Annotated in this window: 14 protein-coding genes and 1 tRNA gene; 10 read left to right on the top strand and 5 right to left on the bottom strand. The window is 60.7% G+C overall.

All coding sequences use genetic code 11. The annotated features are described in order from the left end of the window. Positions 1-21 precede the first annotated feature (21 nt). Together HDE75_RS21810 and HDE75_RS21805 are read right to left on the bottom strand one after the other, a co-directional pair. Positions 22-516 carry a nuclear transport factor 2 family protein gene (locus HDE75_RS21810; protein WP_260174255.1) on the bottom strand — a complete coding sequence of 165 codons (495 nt, stop codon included), beginning with the start codon at positions 514-516 and terminating at the stop codon, positions 22-24. A gap of 81 nt (positions 517-597) precedes the next feature. Further along, the gene (locus HDE75_RS21805; protein ID WP_183680445.1) at positions 598-1,047 is read right to left on the bottom strand and encodes a MarR family winged helix-turn-helix transcriptional regulator; all 450 of its coding nucleotides are present in this window, start codon (positions 1,045-1,047) and stop codon (positions 598-600) included. A gap of 371 nt (positions 1,048-1,418) precedes the next feature. Here HDE75_RS21805 and HDE75_RS21800 point away from each other — a divergent pair, with 371 nt between their 5' ends. After that, positions 1,419-2,507: a LysR substrate-binding domain-containing protein gene (locus tag HDE75_RS21800; protein ID WP_183680443.1), complete on the top strand. Its 1,089-nt coding sequence runs from the start codon at positions 1,419-1,421 to the stop codon at positions 2,505-2,507. Here the strand turns inward: HDE75_RS21800 and HDE75_RS21795 are convergent. Together HDE75_RS21795 and HDE75_RS21790 are read right to left on the bottom strand one after the other, a co-directional pair. Then, positions 2,475-3,779, bottom strand: coding sequence for an Nramp family divalent metal transporter (locus HDE75_RS21795; protein ID WP_183680441.1), 1,305 nt, complete (start codon positions 3,777-3,779; stop codon positions 2,475-2,477). The two genes, HDE75_RS21800 and HDE75_RS21795, sit on opposite strands and share 33 nt — an antisense overlap. 94 nt (positions 3,780-3,873) lie before the next feature. Beyond that, positions 3,874-5,130, bottom strand: a complete 1,257-nt coding sequence (locus HDE75_RS21790) for a cupin domain-containing protein (RefSeq protein WP_183680439.1) — start codon at positions 5,128-5,130, stop codon at positions 3,874-3,876. A gap of 275 nt (positions 5,131-5,405) precedes the next feature. Here HDE75_RS21790 and tatA point away from each other — a divergent pair, with 275 nt between their 5' ends. Beyond that, the gene (tatA, locus tag HDE75_RS21785; protein ID WP_183680437.1) at positions 5,406-5,633 is read left to right on the top strand and encodes a Sec-independent protein translocase subunit TatA; all 228 of its coding nucleotides are present in this window, start codon (positions 5,406-5,408) and stop codon (positions 5,631-5,633) included. Between the two features lie 49 nt (positions 5,634-5,682). Further along, the gene (locus HDE75_RS21780; RefSeq protein ID WP_183680434.1) at positions 5,683-6,225 is read left to right on the top strand and encodes a twin-arginine translocase TatA/TatE family subunit; all 543 of its coding nucleotides are present in this window, start codon (positions 5,683-5,685) and stop codon (positions 6,223-6,225) included. A 78-nt stretch (positions 6,226-6,303) separates the two neighbouring features. Here the strand turns inward: HDE75_RS21780 and HDE75_RS21775 are convergent. Beyond that, positions 6,304-6,379, bottom strand: a tRNA-Phe gene (locus tag HDE75_RS21775). Positions 6,380-6,631: 252 nt separating this feature from the next. On the opposite strand from HDE75_RS21775, the gene dkgB reads away from it, so the two are divergent. From dkgB to HDE75_RS21740, 7 genes are all read left to right on the top strand, one after another. After that, on the top strand, positions 6,632-7,459 hold the full coding sequence (dkgB, locus tag HDE75_RS21770) for a 2,5-didehydrogluconate reductase DkgB (RefSeq protein WP_183680432.1): 828 nt from the start codon (positions 6,632-6,634) through the stop codon (positions 7,457-7,459). A gap of 1 nt (position 7,460) precedes the next feature. Continuing rightward, positions 7,461-8,408 carry an LLM class oxidoreductase gene (locus HDE75_RS21765; RefSeq protein WP_183680430.1) on the top strand — a complete coding sequence of 316 codons (948 nt, stop codon included), beginning with the start codon at positions 7,461-7,463 and terminating at the stop codon, positions 8,406-8,408. Positions 8,409-8,512: 104 nt separating this feature from the next. Next, entirely contained in the window at positions 8,513-10,717 is a 2,205-nt protein-coding gene (locus HDE75_RS21760) for a S41 family peptidase (protein WP_183680428.1), read from the top strand. Positions 10,718-10,796: 79 nt separating this feature from the next. Further along, entirely contained in the window at positions 10,797-12,029 is a 1,233-nt protein-coding gene (locus tag HDE75_RS21755; RefSeq protein WP_183680426.1) for a UbiH/UbiF family hydroxylase, read from the top strand. A gap of 157 nt (positions 12,030-12,186) precedes the next feature. Beyond that, the gene (locus HDE75_RS21750) at positions 12,187-12,903 is read left to right on the top strand and encodes a DsbC family protein (RefSeq protein WP_183680424.1); all 717 of its coding nucleotides are present in this window, start codon (positions 12,187-12,189) and stop codon (positions 12,901-12,903) included. A gap of 180 nt (positions 12,904-13,083) precedes the next feature. After that, positions 13,084-14,943 carry a M61 family metallopeptidase gene (locus tag HDE75_RS21745; protein ID WP_183680423.1) on the top strand — a complete coding sequence of 620 codons (1,860 nt, stop codon included), beginning with the start codon at positions 13,084-13,086 and terminating at the stop codon, positions 14,941-14,943. Positions 14,944-15,131: 188 nt separating this feature from the next. Continuing rightward, positions 15,132-16,271 (top strand): GGDEF domain-containing protein, encoded by a 1,140-nt coding sequence (locus HDE75_RS21740; RefSeq protein WP_183680421.1) that lies wholly within the window; start codon positions 15,132-15,134, stop codon positions 16,269-16,271. Positions 16,272-16,368: the final 97 nt, after the last annotated feature.

The following is a 16,368-nucleotide window of genomic DNA, read 5'->3' as shown; positions in this document are numbered from 1 at the left end:
GCACCTTGCAGGGAAAAAAGCTTATTGGGCCGGGACTGGCACCATGGTGGCAATGCGCCAGCCTTGCGGCGTGCGGATGGCCGTCTCATACATCAAAAAAGTTTCTTGCCTGGCGGACTGGCCGGCCGGACCCAAGGTAATGCGGGTGGGCGCGTAAATCTGCGCCGTGTCGGGGCCCAGCGGTGTAATCCGGATGGCGTCCTGTTGCGGTTCGAACACCCAGGTGCCCTGGAAGGTGGTACGAAAATGCTCGAGTACCGCTGCGCGGCCCCAGAACTGGTAAGCGCGGGCGATAAAGCTGACCGGGTCAGGTTGGCCCGGTGCGGCGTGGGCCAGCACGCTGTCGATCACGCCGATGTCATGCGCGGTGGCACCGGCCGCCTGGCGCAGGAACAGGGCGCGTATCTCTTGCATATCATTAGCGTCGATGTTGGATGCTGCTAAGGCCGGCGTGGCCGCACATAGCGCGCTGGCGAAGGCGATCGCCATCGCCAATTTTTTGGAAAAAGTATGCATACAACCTTTCTTGAAATATAGACTTATATGCCCGTATTTGGGATTGTTTATCCCCGCCACAGCGGGGTCTGCCTTGCCAACTTACAGCGCGGGTATTTCCAGACGCGTGATCCGGCCCATGATACGGCGCATGGCCAGCGCATCTTCAAGACCGAACTCTTCTTCAAACAGGATTTGCGCAGCAGTCCACTCGGTGCGGCCTTCCCGTTCGCGCTGTTCACCCAGTTCAGTTAACCCCACTTCGCGTTCGCGACGGTCCACCTGGCCTACGCGAATGGTGATCAGGCCGTCACGTTCCAGCGGGCGCAGATTGTGGCCCATTGTCGCCCTGTCCATCGTCAGGCGTGCGGCCAGCGCTGCCATGGTGGTGGGACCATGCTGCGCCAACAAGTTCAAAATCGCATACTGGGTGGCGCGCAAGCCGACGCGCGACAGATGGGCATCGTAGAAGCGCGTCAAATGGCGCGCCGCCTTGCGCACGGCCGTGTTGTTGCAGCGGCCAACCGCTTGCTCATCGATGGGAGAGGCCATGGGTTTTTACTGTATTCAAATTGATGGAACTCAATATAGTCTCATATAAGACTATATTCAAGCGTTTTCTGATCGACCATACGCCAGCGGCAGGCCAATACATGAAAACCATGTTTATATTTTAATGTAATAGTTGATGACAAAATAAGGCGCCTGAATGCTTGCTCCAATAAGTATATGATCAAGCAATGCCGGGCAGCCAGGCCCTGCAAATGATGGCGACAGACCTGCTGTTGCGTGTGTTTCAGCGCGGCAAAGCATTGTTATCGGATAGAACGGCGCAGTGAATACATCGATCATCCAGTTGGGCTGTTGTAGAGCTGAAATTTTTCGTCGACGTTGTTGGATTCGTCAAGGAGATAGTGCTTCATATGAGACACATAACAATTCGCCAGATTAAGATTTTTGAAAGTGTGGCGCGCAATCTGAGTTTCTCCCGCGCCGCCGAGGACCTGCACCTGACGCAGCCGGCGGTATCGATGCAGATCAAGCAGATGGAAGGGCAGGCTGGCTTGCCCTTGTTCCAGCATCACGGCAAGCGCATCACCTTGACCGAGGGCGGTAGCCTGGTGTTGCAGCACTGCCGCGTGATACTTGCGGATCTGAATGCGGCAGAGCAATCATTAGCAAACCTGATGACCGGCGGCATCCAGCGTCTGCGGGTGGGAATGATTACCTCGGGCAGCCATTTTTTTCCGCACCTGCTGCACTCTTTCATGCAGGGCAAGACGATGATCGAACTGGATATGAAGGTGCGTAGCCGCGACCAGTTGCTCACCATGCTGCGCGACGAGCAGATCGATCTTGCCGTGATGGTGCATCCGCCGGAATCTCCCAATATCGTCGCCAGGCCCTTCGGCGCCAATCCCTACGCGCTGGTTTCTGCCGCATCGCATCCATTGGCCTTCGAACAGAATATTCCGTATGCGCGGATTGCCTCCGAATGCCTGATCGTGCGCGAGAGCGGCACCGATACCCGCGGCGTGGCCGACGAAACCTTTCGCAACCAGGAAGCGCCGCCACGTTTCATGGAACTGGGCTGCGCCGAGGCGATCAAGCAATCGGTGATTGCCGGCATGGGCATCAGCCTGCTGGCGGTGCAAGAGGTGCAGTCCGAAGTGCGCGCCGGCTTGCTGAAAGTGCTTGATGTACAAGGTTTTCCTTTGACGCGCCACTGGAACGTGGTGCACCGGGCAGACCGGCCGCTGCCGCCGGCGGCGCGCGACTTCCGCCAATTCCTGTTGACCGAGGCGGGCGCCTGGCTGCAGCATTTTTCGGGCATCGACGGCATCCATGTGAGCATGGATAAGCGGCTGCCGGATTATGATGACCTGAGTGATGACCTGGGCGCCGGGCATCTCGGCATTGGCGGCACCACGCACCCCATGCACGCGCTGCCCGACCTCGCCTTGCGGGCACTGGCTCCCTCAGGCAGCCAGTGCCTGCCAGATAAGTGCTAAGTTCAGGGCCACGATTGCCGTCGTGGCGATCACCGCTGCGACGGTCAGTTTGCGGCACGCGGTAAAACGTCCCATTACCGAGCGCCGCGACGACAGCACCACCAGTGCGATCAGCGGCATGGGCAAGATGATGCTGAGGATGATCTGGCTATCGACCATGGCCTTCATCGGATTGCTGACCATGCACACCAGTACCGCCGGCACCATCGTAATCAGGCGGCGCACCAGCACGGGTATCTTGAAGCCGACAAAGCCCTGCATGATGTTTTGACCGGCCATGGTACCGACCACGGAACTGGAAATGCCCGACGCCAGCAGCGAAATGAGAAACACGGTGGCCGCGCTGGCGCCCAGCACAGGCGCCAGCGTGTGGTAGGCGGTGGCGATATCGGCGATGCCCGGCGCCGTCTTGCTCAATACCGAAGCGGACATGGCCACCATCGCCATATTGACCAGGCCGGCCAATCCCAGCGCGACCACCACCTCGCGGTTTGAAAACTGCACCAGCTTGCGGCGCTGCTGGTCGTTGCGCGCCATTGCGCGATGCTGGGTCAGGCCCGAATGCAGGTAAATCGAGTGCGGCATGATGGTGGCGCCGACGATGCCGACGGCCAGCATCAGCGCGTCGTTGCCATGCAGCTGCGGCACGAAGGTATGAAAAATCGCGGCTTGCCAGTCCGGCGGCGCAATCAGCAGCTCGGCCAGATAGCTCAGGCCGATCACGGCGACCAGCGCCGCGATCACGATTTCCAGCGGCCGGAAGCCTTGCTTGTCGAGCGACAGGATGGCAAAGGTGATGATGCCGGTGATCAGCAGCCCCCAGCCTATCGCCAGGCCGAACAGCAGCGAAATGCCGATCGCGCCGCCCATGAATTCGGCCAGGTCGGTGGCGATGGCAGCGATTTCCGAACCTATCCACATGAAGATCACCAGCGGACGGGGAAACTCGTCGCGGCAGATTTCCGCCAGGTTGCGGCCGGTGACGATGCCCAGTTTGGCCGACATGGCCTGGAACAGCATCGCCACCAGGCTCGATAACAGCACTACCCACAGCAGTTCATAGCCGTAGGTCGAGCCGGCCTGGATATTGGTGGCGAAATTGCCAGGGTCCACGTAAGCGACCGAGGCCACCACCGCCGGACCGGCGAACGACAGCAAGGAGCGCAGGCTGCCGCGCTGGTTGTCGAGCACGTCGCGCATCGCCGCGACGGTATCCGTGGTTGCGTCCTCGGACAGCGCATAGCTGGCGCCGCGTTTGATGGCTGCGAACATGAGAGGCCCCTTCAGGCTGCTGATGGTATCGATTAAAACAGAATAGTGCGCCGCGTGCAGGGAGGCACGCGGCGCGCCATGCGTGCTGCGTCGCTTACGCGATCACGTCGCGGCGGTTTTTCAATTTATGGATCACATCGAGCGTGGCGTCGTCGACGCGCAAATGCTCGCGCACCAGCTGGCGCGGCGTATTGGCCAGCCATTGCGACAGCGTCACTTCCGAGAAATGGTCCGACTTGAACAGTTCCAGGAACACCAGGTCGGTGGTGCCGGTATTCTTGACATAGTGGCCCAGGTTCTTTTCCACATAACCCACATCGCCCGGACTGAAGTCCACCGTTTGCGCTGCGGGCCCGCTGTTGAACACCGTCATGCGGCCGGTGCCCTGGATGAAGTACTGCCATTCATCCGCATCCGGGTGCCAGTGCATCTCGCGCAAACCGCCCGGACGCAAGGTCACCATTGCCGCTGCCACGGTCTTGGAAATCGGGAAATTGCTGCTGTCGACGATGCGTACTTCGCCGCCCGGCTGCGCCAGCGTCGGCGTCATCGAACCCATGCGGAAAATGAACGGGTGGTCAGGACGGCCATCTTTCGAGGCGACATACGCTTGCTGCGCCGCCAGCGGACCAGCGTTGGCGCCCTGGTAAATCCACAGCTGGTCGAGCGGGATATTCTTGAACTTGTCGGCCGGTACGCCAAAGTTTTGCGCCAGGATGTCCGGTGGCGTATGGGCCAGCCAATCCGACACCATCAGTGTATTGAATTCGCCCGCTGCGCCATTGTCGAAGGCCAGCACGAATTCGCCGCCATTCGCGCCCAGGCCTTGCAGCGAGTGCGGCAGGCCCGGCGGGAAGTACCAGAGGTCGCCGGCCTGCACGTCCGCCACTTCAGCGCGGCCCTTGCTGTCGATGGTGGTGATGCGCACTTCGCCGCTGACCATCATGGCCCATTCGGCTTGCTGATGCCAATGCAGTTCGCGCACGCCGCCGGGTCCCAGGCGCATGTTGACGCCAGCGATATCCTTCGAAATCGGGAATGCCTTGGTGGTCACTTCGCGTGCCCAGCCGCCATCCTGGATGCGCTTGTGCGCCAGGTTGAATGAGGCCCATGGAATCGGCATGCCGCCGACGTCAGTTGGCGGTGGATTGTTAAACGATGGCAGTACGTCGCGCAGTTGCGGGTTTTGCGGGCCCGGTTCCGCATTGGCGATGGCGCTTGAGTTGATTGCGCCCTGCGCAGGACGGTCCGGGTTGCCGAATTCGGCCGCCTTGGCGACCACGGTTGCTCCGATTGCGGCAGCGCCGGCAGCGGCTCCGGCGAGTACACGGCGACGTTTCATATCAGTCATGCTTGCTTCTCCTTGATGGTCTTGCAGGGACTACGAAAATCCTCGCTGCCCAGGGAAGCCCTGGTCAGCGATGGCATGGGCAGAAACCGGCGTGTGGGATCGGTTCCATGCCATGCATCGTAGAACCGGATGGCATAAACAAATATTCAATATTCCTTTGGGGAAATCATAAGAATGTCTGATGCATGGCGCTGGCCAAGCGCATTAAGATCGCCGCATGGCCCGGCGTGCATGTTTGCCAAGCGGGTCAACTTTATGGATGCAAGGGAGATAACATGGGTAGCTTTAGCACGATGCATTGGCTGATCGTCCTGGTCATTGTTGCGCTGGTTTTTGGCACCAGGAAGCTCGGCTCGTTCGGCTCTGACCTGGGCAGCGCGATCAAGGGTTTCAAGGACGGCATACGGGAAGCAGAAGCGGGGCCGGAGGAAAAAGCCGGTACCGTCAAGCCTGTTGCGGCCTTGAACGATGCGCAGCAGACACACGCGACGCCGAAACAATGATGCATGGCGCTGCCGCCATCATCTGGAGTGAATGAGAGGGGAGGGGAATATGTTTGGCCTGGATATTTCAAAAATGGCCGTGATCGGCACGGTGGCACTGGTGGTGCTGGGCCCGGAACGGCTACCGCGTGTCGCGCGCACCCTGGGCACGCTGCTGGGACGCGCCCAGCGCTACCTCAATAGCGTGCAGCAGGAAGTCGCGCAGCAAATGCAGCTCGACGAACTGCGCAAGCTCAGTGGCGGAATCACGGACGCTATCGGGCAGGAGGTGGCCGATGTGCATCAGCTGGTCGAGCGCACCGTGCGCCAGCATGCGGGGCAATGGCAGGCTGGTGTCGATGCGATGGCCGATGGCGTGCAAGAGATGTTACCTGGCCATCAGCTATTGTCCGTGCATGAAGCGGGTCTTGATGTGCAGGCAGAGCTGTTCAAGGTCAGGCCGGCGCCGTTGCCCATTTCCAGAGATGGCGCTGGCAAGACATCCTTGCCTGGCCAGCCTAGCAGGGCGAAATGGCGCAGTAATGGCCGTGGCATGCCCGCCAAGCGCAGCCGTGTGGTGTCGATGGCGGCCAGCAAGTCCTTGGGACGCTGATGAGAGGAGAGGAAAGGGAACGGAAATAAAAAAACCAAGCTGCGAGGCTTGGTTTTTTTGTATGTACTGCTGAATTCTTGGTGGCCCGGGGCGGAATCGAACCACCGACACAAGGATTTTCAATCCTCTGCTCTACCGACTGAGCTACCAGGCCAAGGTGGCGGATTATAGCAGACCAAAACGCGATTGCAAGGGTTGGCAGCGATTTTTTGCGATTTTTATCGGTCCTAGCCCGGACGGGACGGATCGTGGCGCTATTTTGCTGGTTTGCTTACTTGCGCATGAATCAAATATTATTTGCGTGTGCAGGTATTTTTCTCAACAAAGGATGGGTGCATAGTGTGCTGATCGGCGGCACTTAGCTTGATGTCCGCCCCGTCTTACTCACCATCGAGAGGAATACCGCATGAACACCATTCAATCCGCCATCCCTGCTATCCCTGAGATTGGCCTTGGCACTTTCCGCCTGCAAGGCCAGGTCGTGATCGATTCCGTGACCACCGGCCTGGAAGTGGGCTACCGCCATATCGATACGGCGCAAATCTATGGCAATGAAGCCGAAGTGGGCCAGGCGATTGCTGCCAGCGGCGTGGCGCGCGACGACTTGTTCGTCACCACCAAGATCTGGATCGACAGCCTGCAGCGCAACAAACTGATCCCCAGCCTGAAAGACAGCCTGCACAAGCTGCAGCTGGAACAGCTGGACCTGACCCTGATCCACTGGCCGTCGCCGAACGATGCGATTCCCGTCGCCGAATACATGGCGGCGCTGGCCGAAGCGAAGGCGCAGGGACTGACGCGCACCATCGGCGTGTCGAACTTCACCAATGCGCAGCTGCAGCAGGCCATCGATACGGTCGGCGCGGCGGAAATCGCCACGCAGCAGATCGAGATCCATCCTTTCCTGCAAAACCGCAAGGTCATCGATTTCGTGCGCAGCCAGGGCATCCACATCACGGCTTATATGCCGCTCGCCTACGGCAAGGTCGTGACGGACCCCGTGATCGCCGCCATCGCCGCCAGACATGGCGTGACGCCGGCGCAAGTGGCCTTGAACTGGTCGCTGCAGCAGGGCTTTGCGGTGATTCCATCGTCGACCAAGCGCGCCAACCTGGAAGCGAACCTGCATTTCACGCGCATCGTCCTGACGCCGGAAGAGATGGCGCAGATCGCCACCCTGGAGCGCGGCGAACGCCTGGCCAACCCGGACGGCCTGGCGCCAGCCTGGGATTAAGATGCCGGCCCTGAACAAACTGGGGCAGGGCGGTTTCAGCATCGGCCTGGAACTACCGCTCGATAACGACTGGTCATCGAGCGGGCGGCAAGCCAATGCCGCTTCATCGCGCGTTGCGGGCGAGCCTGATTTGCAGCGCCATGCCGAACTGGCCAGGCTGGCCGACCGCCTGGGTTTTCGCGCGCTGTGGCTGCGCGACGTGCCTCTGTATGACCCGTCGTTCGGCGATGCGGCCCAGGTTTTCGAGGTATTCACTTACCTGGGTTACCTGGCGGGCATTACGGATAACATCTTGCTGGGCACGGCCGCTGTGGTGCTGCCGCTGCGCGAACCGGTACTGACCCTGAAATCGGCAGCCAGCGTCGACCAGTTGAGTGGTGGACGCTTGCTGCTGGGCGTGGCCAGCGGCGACCGGCCCGTGGAATATCCGGTGTTTGGGCGCGATTTCGACCAGCGCGGCGCGGCTTTTCGCGAGCAGGTAGCGATGCTGCGCGACTGGGGCGACACGCATCTGCCGCCCGGCATCCGCTTGTTGCCGCAGCCGGCGGCGCCCCTGTCGCTGCTGGTGGCGGGGCTGGCGCAGCAGTCGCCCGCGTGGATCGGTGAACAGATGGATGGCTGGCTGGCGTATCCGGGGATGCCGGAAGACCATGCGCGGCGTTCGGCGCAATGGCGCACGGTTTCCGGTGGCGGCAAGCCTTACGTCAGTTTCATCCATCTGGATCTCGATGCCGATGCCGACATGCCGCTGCAGCGTTTCCGCTTCGGCGGACGCACGGGGCGTAAGGGCTTGATCGCGGAACTGCAGGCCATGCGTGCCGCCGGCGTGCAGCATATCGGCTTGCAGCTGCGGCAAAACCGCCGTCCCCTGGCCGAGACGATGCAGGAAATCGCCGAGTACGTGCTGCCGCAGTTTGATACCGCTTGTATAAGGCAGGGCATTGCCTGATAATCAAAATGAACGATGTATTATCGTGATGTGAAAGCTGGCGCAAGCCAGCTTTTTTAATGGCTGATGATGTTGATAGCGGTATTGCTGGCGGGGAGTCTTGATTGAAGGCGTTAAGGATATTGCTGCTGGCGCTGTTGCCTGCCACCGTCACACCAGCCTATGGGGGCGAGGGCGACGTGCTGGCCCTGGCGCGCTTATGGAGCGAAGTGCGGGCCATTCATCCATCCCTGGCAGACGGTAGTGTCGACTGGGACCGCGCGCTGGTCGATGCCTTGCCGGCAGTGCAGGGCGCCGATAGCGATGCCAGTTTGCGCCGCGCGGCCGTTACCCTGATGGCGCCGCTGCACGACAGCACGCTGCGCATCGCTAAAGACGACGTCACTTTCGTGCGTTGGCCCGCCGATGGCGCCGTGCTGGAGTGGCTGCCCAATGACACCGCACTGCTGCATCTGCACTTTGGCATGCAGGCCAGTGTGGCGCCGTTTGTGCTGCCAGCCCGCGCCAAACGGGTCATCCTCGATTTGCGTCCTGTTGACACTCCGCCCGTACTGGAGCAGCCGCCCACGCAGTTGCTGGCCGTGTTGTCGCAGTTGATCAGTGCACCCTTGCTACCGCCGGCGAAACGTTATCGTTTTTCCACCGGTCCCCATGAGCAAAATCCAGCAGAATGGGATGGTTTTACGCCTGGCTTCATGCAGATGGAAGTAGCGCGATTGTTGCCTGCAGCGGGTGCACGCGCCTTGCCTATTGTCGTGATCGTCAACGATACGCAGCGGGTCCCTGACATTGTGCTGGCCTTGCAAAAAGCGGGGCGCGCGCGCATCGTGACTGAAGAAGGACGCTGGCATAGCCGCGCGGGCCCCCTGCAGACGCTGTGGCTGAAGAACGGCTTGCTGGTGGAGTTTGCGGCCGGCCAGCTGGTCTGGCCCGATGGCAGTGTCGCCAGCCTGCATGCTGATGTGACCTTGCCCGAGGACCGGGCCACAGGGCAGGGCAGCGCTGCAGTAACGGCGGCGCTGGCACAGCTGGTAACGCCGGCAAGGGCAGCTGGCAAGTCTGCTGCCTCGCAAATGGCCATTTATCCTGTGCGGCATGATGATGAGCGCTATCGCGAGATGTCTTTTCCGCAGCGCGAATGGCGTATGCTGGCAGCCATCAAGCTATGGGCGAACATGGATAAATATTTCCCTGCCAAACACTTGATGGATGCTTCATGGGATGACGCCTTGCGCACCTGTTTGCGGCGTATGGAAGACGTGCAGGATGCGCGCGAATATGGTTTGGCGCTGCAAGCGATGGTAGCAAATCTCGACGATAGCCATGTGGGAGTGTATAGCCGGGCGCTGGGTTTTAACGATTTGACGGCGTTTATCGGCGTGTGGCTTGCCCGGATAGATGGTCATATCGTCGTCGCTACACTACGCGCGTCTTCGCTCGAGCATTCCGGCCTGCTGCACCCGGGTGACGAGATCCTCAGCATCGATGGCGAGGACGTCGCCGTGCGCCTGGCGCGTCTGGGTGCCATGATTTCCGCCTCGACCGAGGCGAGGCGCTGGCGCAATGCCATGGATGAGATGCTGATCGTACCTGCGGGTAGCAGCGTCAATTTGCTGGTAGCAGGCGCCGATGGCGCAAAGCGCAATGTGACCGTGCCTTCCACGCCGTGGGAAGATGAACTGCCGCTGCGCCATGAGCGGCCGGTGGTGGCAGTGGAGCAGGGTATCGCCTACGTGGACCTGGGGCGCCTGATGCCTGGCGAAGTCGATGCCATGTTCAAGACCATCAGGAATAGCCGCGCGCTGATACTCGATATGCGTGGCTATCCGAACAGAACGGGGCGTGCTATCGCCGGGCGGCTCAATGTGCGCCATGCCACCAGCTATAGCACAACGTACCAGCAATTGGCGTTGCCGCAGGAAGTGGCGAGCGGGGTGCAGTTCGCGCAAACAGAGCGCTTGTTTCCAGTTGCCGGGCCGCTCTATCGCGGCAAGGTCGTCATGCTGATCAACGAATATGCGCAAAGCCAGGCTGAACACACGGCGCTGATGATAGAGGCGGTCGCGCCCGTCACCTTCATCGGTACGCCGAGCGCGGGCGCGGACGGAAATTTGCGCTTCATTGTGCTTCCAGGGAATGTCCGTGTGTCCTATTCCGGACTGGAAGTGCGCCATGGGGACGGGCGCCAGTTGCAAAGAGTGGGTGTGCAGCCGCATATCGTGGTAGCACCTACCGTGGCCGGTTTGCGCGCCGGGCGCGACGAAGTACTGGAGCGGGCGCAGGATTTTCTGCGTCAGGATCAAAAATAAGTAAAATCTTCGCATTAGCCCCTGTTTTGCTGGCGAGGCCAGATGCTGAAACAGGGGCGGCAAACGCTATAATGGCTGCATGAACAGTCCATCTTCCCCCACCATGCGGCGCTTCATGCATAGCCACAGCGACGTTTGCATCGTTGGCAATGGCGCCATCGCGAAAACCACGGCGCTGGCGCTTGCCCAGGCCGGGCAAAGCGTCACCTTGCTCAGCCCGGCGTCGGCGCCGGCGAACGGCAAGCCTGAAGCCGAGGCCAGCTGGGATGTGCGCGTGTATGCGCTCAATCATACGGCCCATCAGCTGCTGTCGTCCCTGAAGGTATGGGGCGCGCTGGCGGCCGAGCGTGTGGCGCCGGTGGACGCCATGCTGGTCAGCGGCGATGGGGCGCAGGCCGGTGGCCTGGGTTTTGACGCCTACGGCGCCCATGTGGGCGCACTGGCCTGGATCGTCGAAGACCGCAACCTGGGGCAGGCGCTGGACGCGGCCCTGAAATTTGCCCAAAACGTCAACGTGGTGCAGGGCCGCGCCAGCCGTCTGGAATGGACGGCCGATGCTGCCGTCGTGCACCTGGAAGGCGGCGACACCATCACTTCTGCATTGGTCGTTGGCGCCGATGGCGCGCAATCGTGGGTGCGTGGCCAGTGCGATATCGGCCTCGATTACCGCTCGTATGGACAGCGCGGCGTGGTCAGCAACTTCGCTTGCGAAAAGCCGCACCATGGCGCGGCGCACCAGTGGTTTACAGGTAGCGAAGGCATCATCGCGCTGCTGCCGTTGCCGGGCGAGCGCGTGTCGCTGGTCTGGTCGGCGCCCGATGCACTGGCTGACACCTTGTTGTCCGAATCGGCCGAACAGCTGGCCGCGCGCCTGGCCGCCTGGAGTAGCGACAAGCTGGGTACACTCACGCCGCTGCAGCCGGAACTGGTGCGCGCCTTTCCCCTTACTTTGATGCGTCCGCACGCCATGGTGGCGCCGCGCGTGGCCCTGGTGGGCGACGCTGCGCACGTGGTCCATCCGATGGCTGGTCACGGCATGAACCTGGGTTTTGCCGACGTGGCGCAATTGGTGAAAACCATCGCCGAACGCGAAACGCATCGTGGCATCGGCGACGAGCGCGTGCTGGCCCGCTATGCGCGCGCGCGCAAGGAAGACGTGCTGCTGATGCAGCTGGCCACCGATGGTCTGGCCCGTTTGTTTGGCGCCGATCTGGAACCGTTGCGCGTGGTTCGCAATTTGGGATTAAACTTGCTGGATAAATTGCCGGGCCTGAAGCGGAAAATGATTTCGCATGCCTTGGGCAGCCAGTAAATCTGCATCAGTCTATCTTAAGTTAGCGCTGGATAATTGGTGAAAATTCAAGGTCGCCGCAGCTGGTCTGCGGCGATTGTTTTGTTAAAGACGTAACGGCGCCGCTAATCTGGACAGGCTGCAAGGCGTTTCAAGTGGAGAAGTGATAGTGATAAAAATGAGCAGAATCGCATTAGTGTTGGCTTCGGGCCTGATGATGTCGTGCGCTGGCGCGGAAACGCCGACCGAGGTCAATATCAAGAAGCTCATCGAACCGCGCCTCGGTGAGGGCGTCAAGGTCGATTCGGTCAAGGAAACGCCGTATGGCGGCCTGTACGAAGTACGCACGGGCGGCGACATCCTGTACACCGACAAGAATGCGCAATATCTGTTCGTCGGCCATGTGTTCGACGCCAAGACCTCGCAAGACTTGACCAAGGAGCGCCTGGACGAAATGAACCGCATCAAGTTCTCGGACTTGCCGCTCGATTCGGCGATGAAGGTCGTCAAGGGCAATGGCAAGCGCGTGATCGCCGTATTCGAAGATCCGAATTGCGGCTACTGCAAGCGCTTCCGCCAGACCACCCTGAAGGAAATCGACAACGTCACCGTCTACACCTTCATGTACAACATCCTGTCGCCTGATTCGATCGTCAAGTCGCGCAATATCTGGTGCGCGCCAGACCGCAACAAGGCCTGGGATGACTGGATGCTGAACGGTAAACTGCCGGCCACCGTGGCCACCACTTGCGCCAATCCGCACGAGAAAATCCTGGCGCTGGGCCAGCAGCTGCGCGTTTCGGGCACGCCGACCATCTTCTTTGCCGATGGCAGCCGGATTCCAGGCGCCGTCGATACCAAGGCGCTGGAACAGAAATTTTCGACCATTAAATAAGCAAGTAAGCCGGGCTATCGCCAGGAAGAGTCAAGAGCGCGCCCCCTAGCCAGGCGCGCTTTTTTTTCGGCTGGTCCTGGAGCGGCTACAATCGATATCCTGTGCGATTGTGATACGCCAACAGATTTGTCATGCGGGGCAGTGGCGCTCCCGGGAAGACAGGCCAGATACGAGGAAACCATGAAAAAAACAGCAGTTAAAAAAGTCCTGGCCAAGCCAGCCACCAAGAGTGCTGCCAAGAGCGCCGCTGGCATCATCTACACCATCGCCGCTGCCGACCTGGCCGGCCATATGTTCAAGGTGAGCTTGACCGTCAAGTCGCCGGCCGCCATCGGCCAGGTATTCTCGCTGCCGGCCTGGATACCGGGCAGCTACATGATCCGCGAATTTTCGCGCAATATCGTCAGCATCGCCGCCACCTCCGAAGGCAAGGCCGTGGCGCTGACCAAGCTGGATAAACACTCGTGGCAAGCGGCGCCATGCCAGGGGCCGCTGACGCTGGAATACGACGTCTACGCCTGGGACTTGTCGGTACGCGCTGCTCATCTGGACCAGAACCACGGCTTCTTCAACGGCACCAGCGTGTTTCTCAGTGTGCTGGGCCAGGAATCCGAGCCGCATGAAGTCAACATCGTGCAGCCGAAAGACGCCGTTTGCAAAACCTGGCGCGTGGCCACCACCTTGCCGGAACTGAAGGCCAGGCGTTATGGCTTCGGCAGCTACCAGGCCGCCAACTACGATGAGCTGATCGACCATCCGGTGGAGATGGGCGACTTCGCGCTGGCCACTTTCAAGGCGCATGGCGTGCCGCACGATATCGTCGTTACCGGCAAGGTACCGAATCTGGACCTGGACCGCCTGTGCCGCGACTTGAAAGCCATCTGCGAAACGCAGATCGCCTTCTTTGAACCGAAGACCAAAAAAGCGCCGATGGACCGCTACGTGTTCATGACCATGGCCGTCGGCGACGGTTATGGCGGCCTGGAACACCGCGCTTCGACCGCGCTGATCTGCGCGCGCGCCGACTTGCCGACCACCGCATCGAACAGCAGCGAAATCGGTGACGGCTACCTGAAATTCCTGGGCCTGTGCAGCCACGAGTACTTCCATACCTGGAACGTGAAACGCATCAAGCCGGCCGCGTTCGCGCCTTACCAGCTGCAGGCAGAAAGCTATTCGCCGTTGCTGTGGCTGTTCGAAGGCTTCACCAGCTACTACGATGATCTGATGCTGGTGCGCGCCGGCCTGATCGACGAAGCGGCCTACTTCAAGCTGCTGGGTAAAACCGTCAACAGCGTCTTGCGCGGCAGCGGCCGTACCAAGCAAAGCGTGGCCGATTCCAGCTTCGACGCCTGGGGCAAATACTACCGCCAGGATGAAAATGCGCCGAACGCCATCGTCAGCTACTACACCAAGGGTTCGCTGATCGCGCTGGCTTTCGACCTGACATTGCGCAGCAAGACCGATGGCGCAAAATCGCTGGACGACGTGATGCAGGCGCTGTGGCAGCGTTATGGCCGCGATTTCTACAAGGGCAAGGCACGCGGCGTGACCCCAGCCGAAGTCGAAGCCCTGTTCGACGAGATTTCCGGCACGCGCATGAAGCCCTTCTTCGAGCGTTATATCCGCGGCACCGACGACGTGCCGCTGGCGCGTTTGCTGGCGCCGTTCGGCGTCAAGTACAGCGATGCGCGCAAATCGGAAAAAGCCAGCCTGGACGCGAACCTGGGCCGTGACGGTAATGACGCCAAGCTGGCGCAGGTACACCAGGGCGGCGCCGCCCACCTGGCGGGCTTGTCGGCGGGCGATGTGCTGGTAGCCATCGATGGCTTGCGCGTGACGGGCAGCCCGGCCAACCTCGATACCTTGCTGGGCCGTTACGCGGTCGGCGCCAAGGTGGCCATCCACGCTTTCCGCCGCGATGAGCTGATGACGTTTACAGCCACCCTGCAAGGCGACCGCGTACCCGGTGTCAGCATGACCGTCTTGCCGGCGCCGAAAAAAGCGGCAGGGCTGAAACGTCCTAGCGCAGCGCAGTAATCAGGCGGCTGCGTAGTCACAACGGCCGGCCTGGCGGCGTGAGAATTTGCCCCGCCAGGCTCACCAAGCTGTTCTTTCACGGTACAATTTCCAGAACGCAACTTTTTTGTGCTTACTGGCATGCCTCAGGGCTATCCGCCCACCGTACCGTTTCCTCTGTGAAAATTGATCCCGCTACTGTCATCTTGATGTCTACCCTGATGACGGTAGCCATGTCCGTGGTCATGTTTGCCGCCCAGCGCAGCTTTCCTCCCGATGTACAAGGCTTGCGCGAGTGGGGCGGCGGCATGCTGACCCTGGTGGTGTCTAGCGCGCTATTCGCCTTGCGCGGCGTGGTGATGCCGGAAATCCTGTTGCCCTTGGCTAATACTGTGTTCCTGTGGGGAATGGGACGGGTACTGATAGGTACACAAAAATTCTATGGCGTGCGACCCAACTGGCGGCTGTTTCATGCCGTCTGGCTGCTGGGCCTGCTGGTGATGGTGGTCTGGCTGTATTGGCGGCCCGACTTCGCCATGCGCGTGGCGCTGATGTCTTTTCTCGTGCTAGTCCTGAACCTGGTGCAATTGCTGGTGATTGTGCGCCATGGCGAGCGCCATCTGTCGACCACCTTCTTTGCGACCCTAAGCTTGCTGCAAGTATTATCGGTATTGCATCGCGGTGTCACAGCCTTGCAGGGTGGCGCCGGTGTCGACCTGGTGCAGGGCGGCCGGTATCACGATCTGTATTTGACGGTGATGGCCTTTTTGACCTTGCTGCTGCCGGTCGGTTTCATGACGGTGGCCACGCGGCGCTTGCAACTGCTGCTCGAGCAGCGCTCCAACCTCGATCCGCTGACGTCCGTGCTGAACCGGCGTGGTTTCGCCGACGCGCATGCCAGGGAAAGCGCGCGTCTGCAGCGCGGCGGCTTGCCGCTGGCCGTGATGAGCATCGACCTGGATTTTTTCAAGGCCATCAATGACGCCCATGGCCATGCCGTGGGGGACCTGGTGCTGGTCGACGTGGCGGGTGTGATCAGGGCAGCCTTGCGCGCGGGTGACTTTGTCGCCCGTTTCGGCGGCGAGGAATTCGTCGTGCTGCTGCCCGATACGGACCTGGAACGCGCCACCCTGATCGCGCAGCGCATCCAGCAAGTGCTGCATCAGCCACGCCCCTCTGACGCTATGGACTTGCCGCGCTATACCGTTAGCATCGGCATCGCGAGCCAGAACGGCAGCGGTGAGCCGCTGGAGGCCATGTTGCTGCGTTCCGACCGGGCCTTGTACCGCGCAAAGCAGGCGGGACGCGACCGCATCGAGACAGGCGAAGACCATCCTGCGGTGGCTTAAGCCTGGCATGCCTGAGCGTGACCGGCGATAAACATGTGTCATTGGCCCATGATGGCAGACCCAGTGGGCGATAACTGCACTAGAATTGCAGCATGTT

It is taken from the genome of Janthinobacterium silvisoli, from assembly GCF_014200725.1.
Classification (GTDB): domain Bacteria; phylum Pseudomonadota; class Gammaproteobacteria; order Burkholderiales; family Burkholderiaceae_D; genus Janthinobacterium.
Note: the sequence above shows the minus strand (reverse complement) of the source record. Positions and strands in the feature narration are given on the sequence as shown.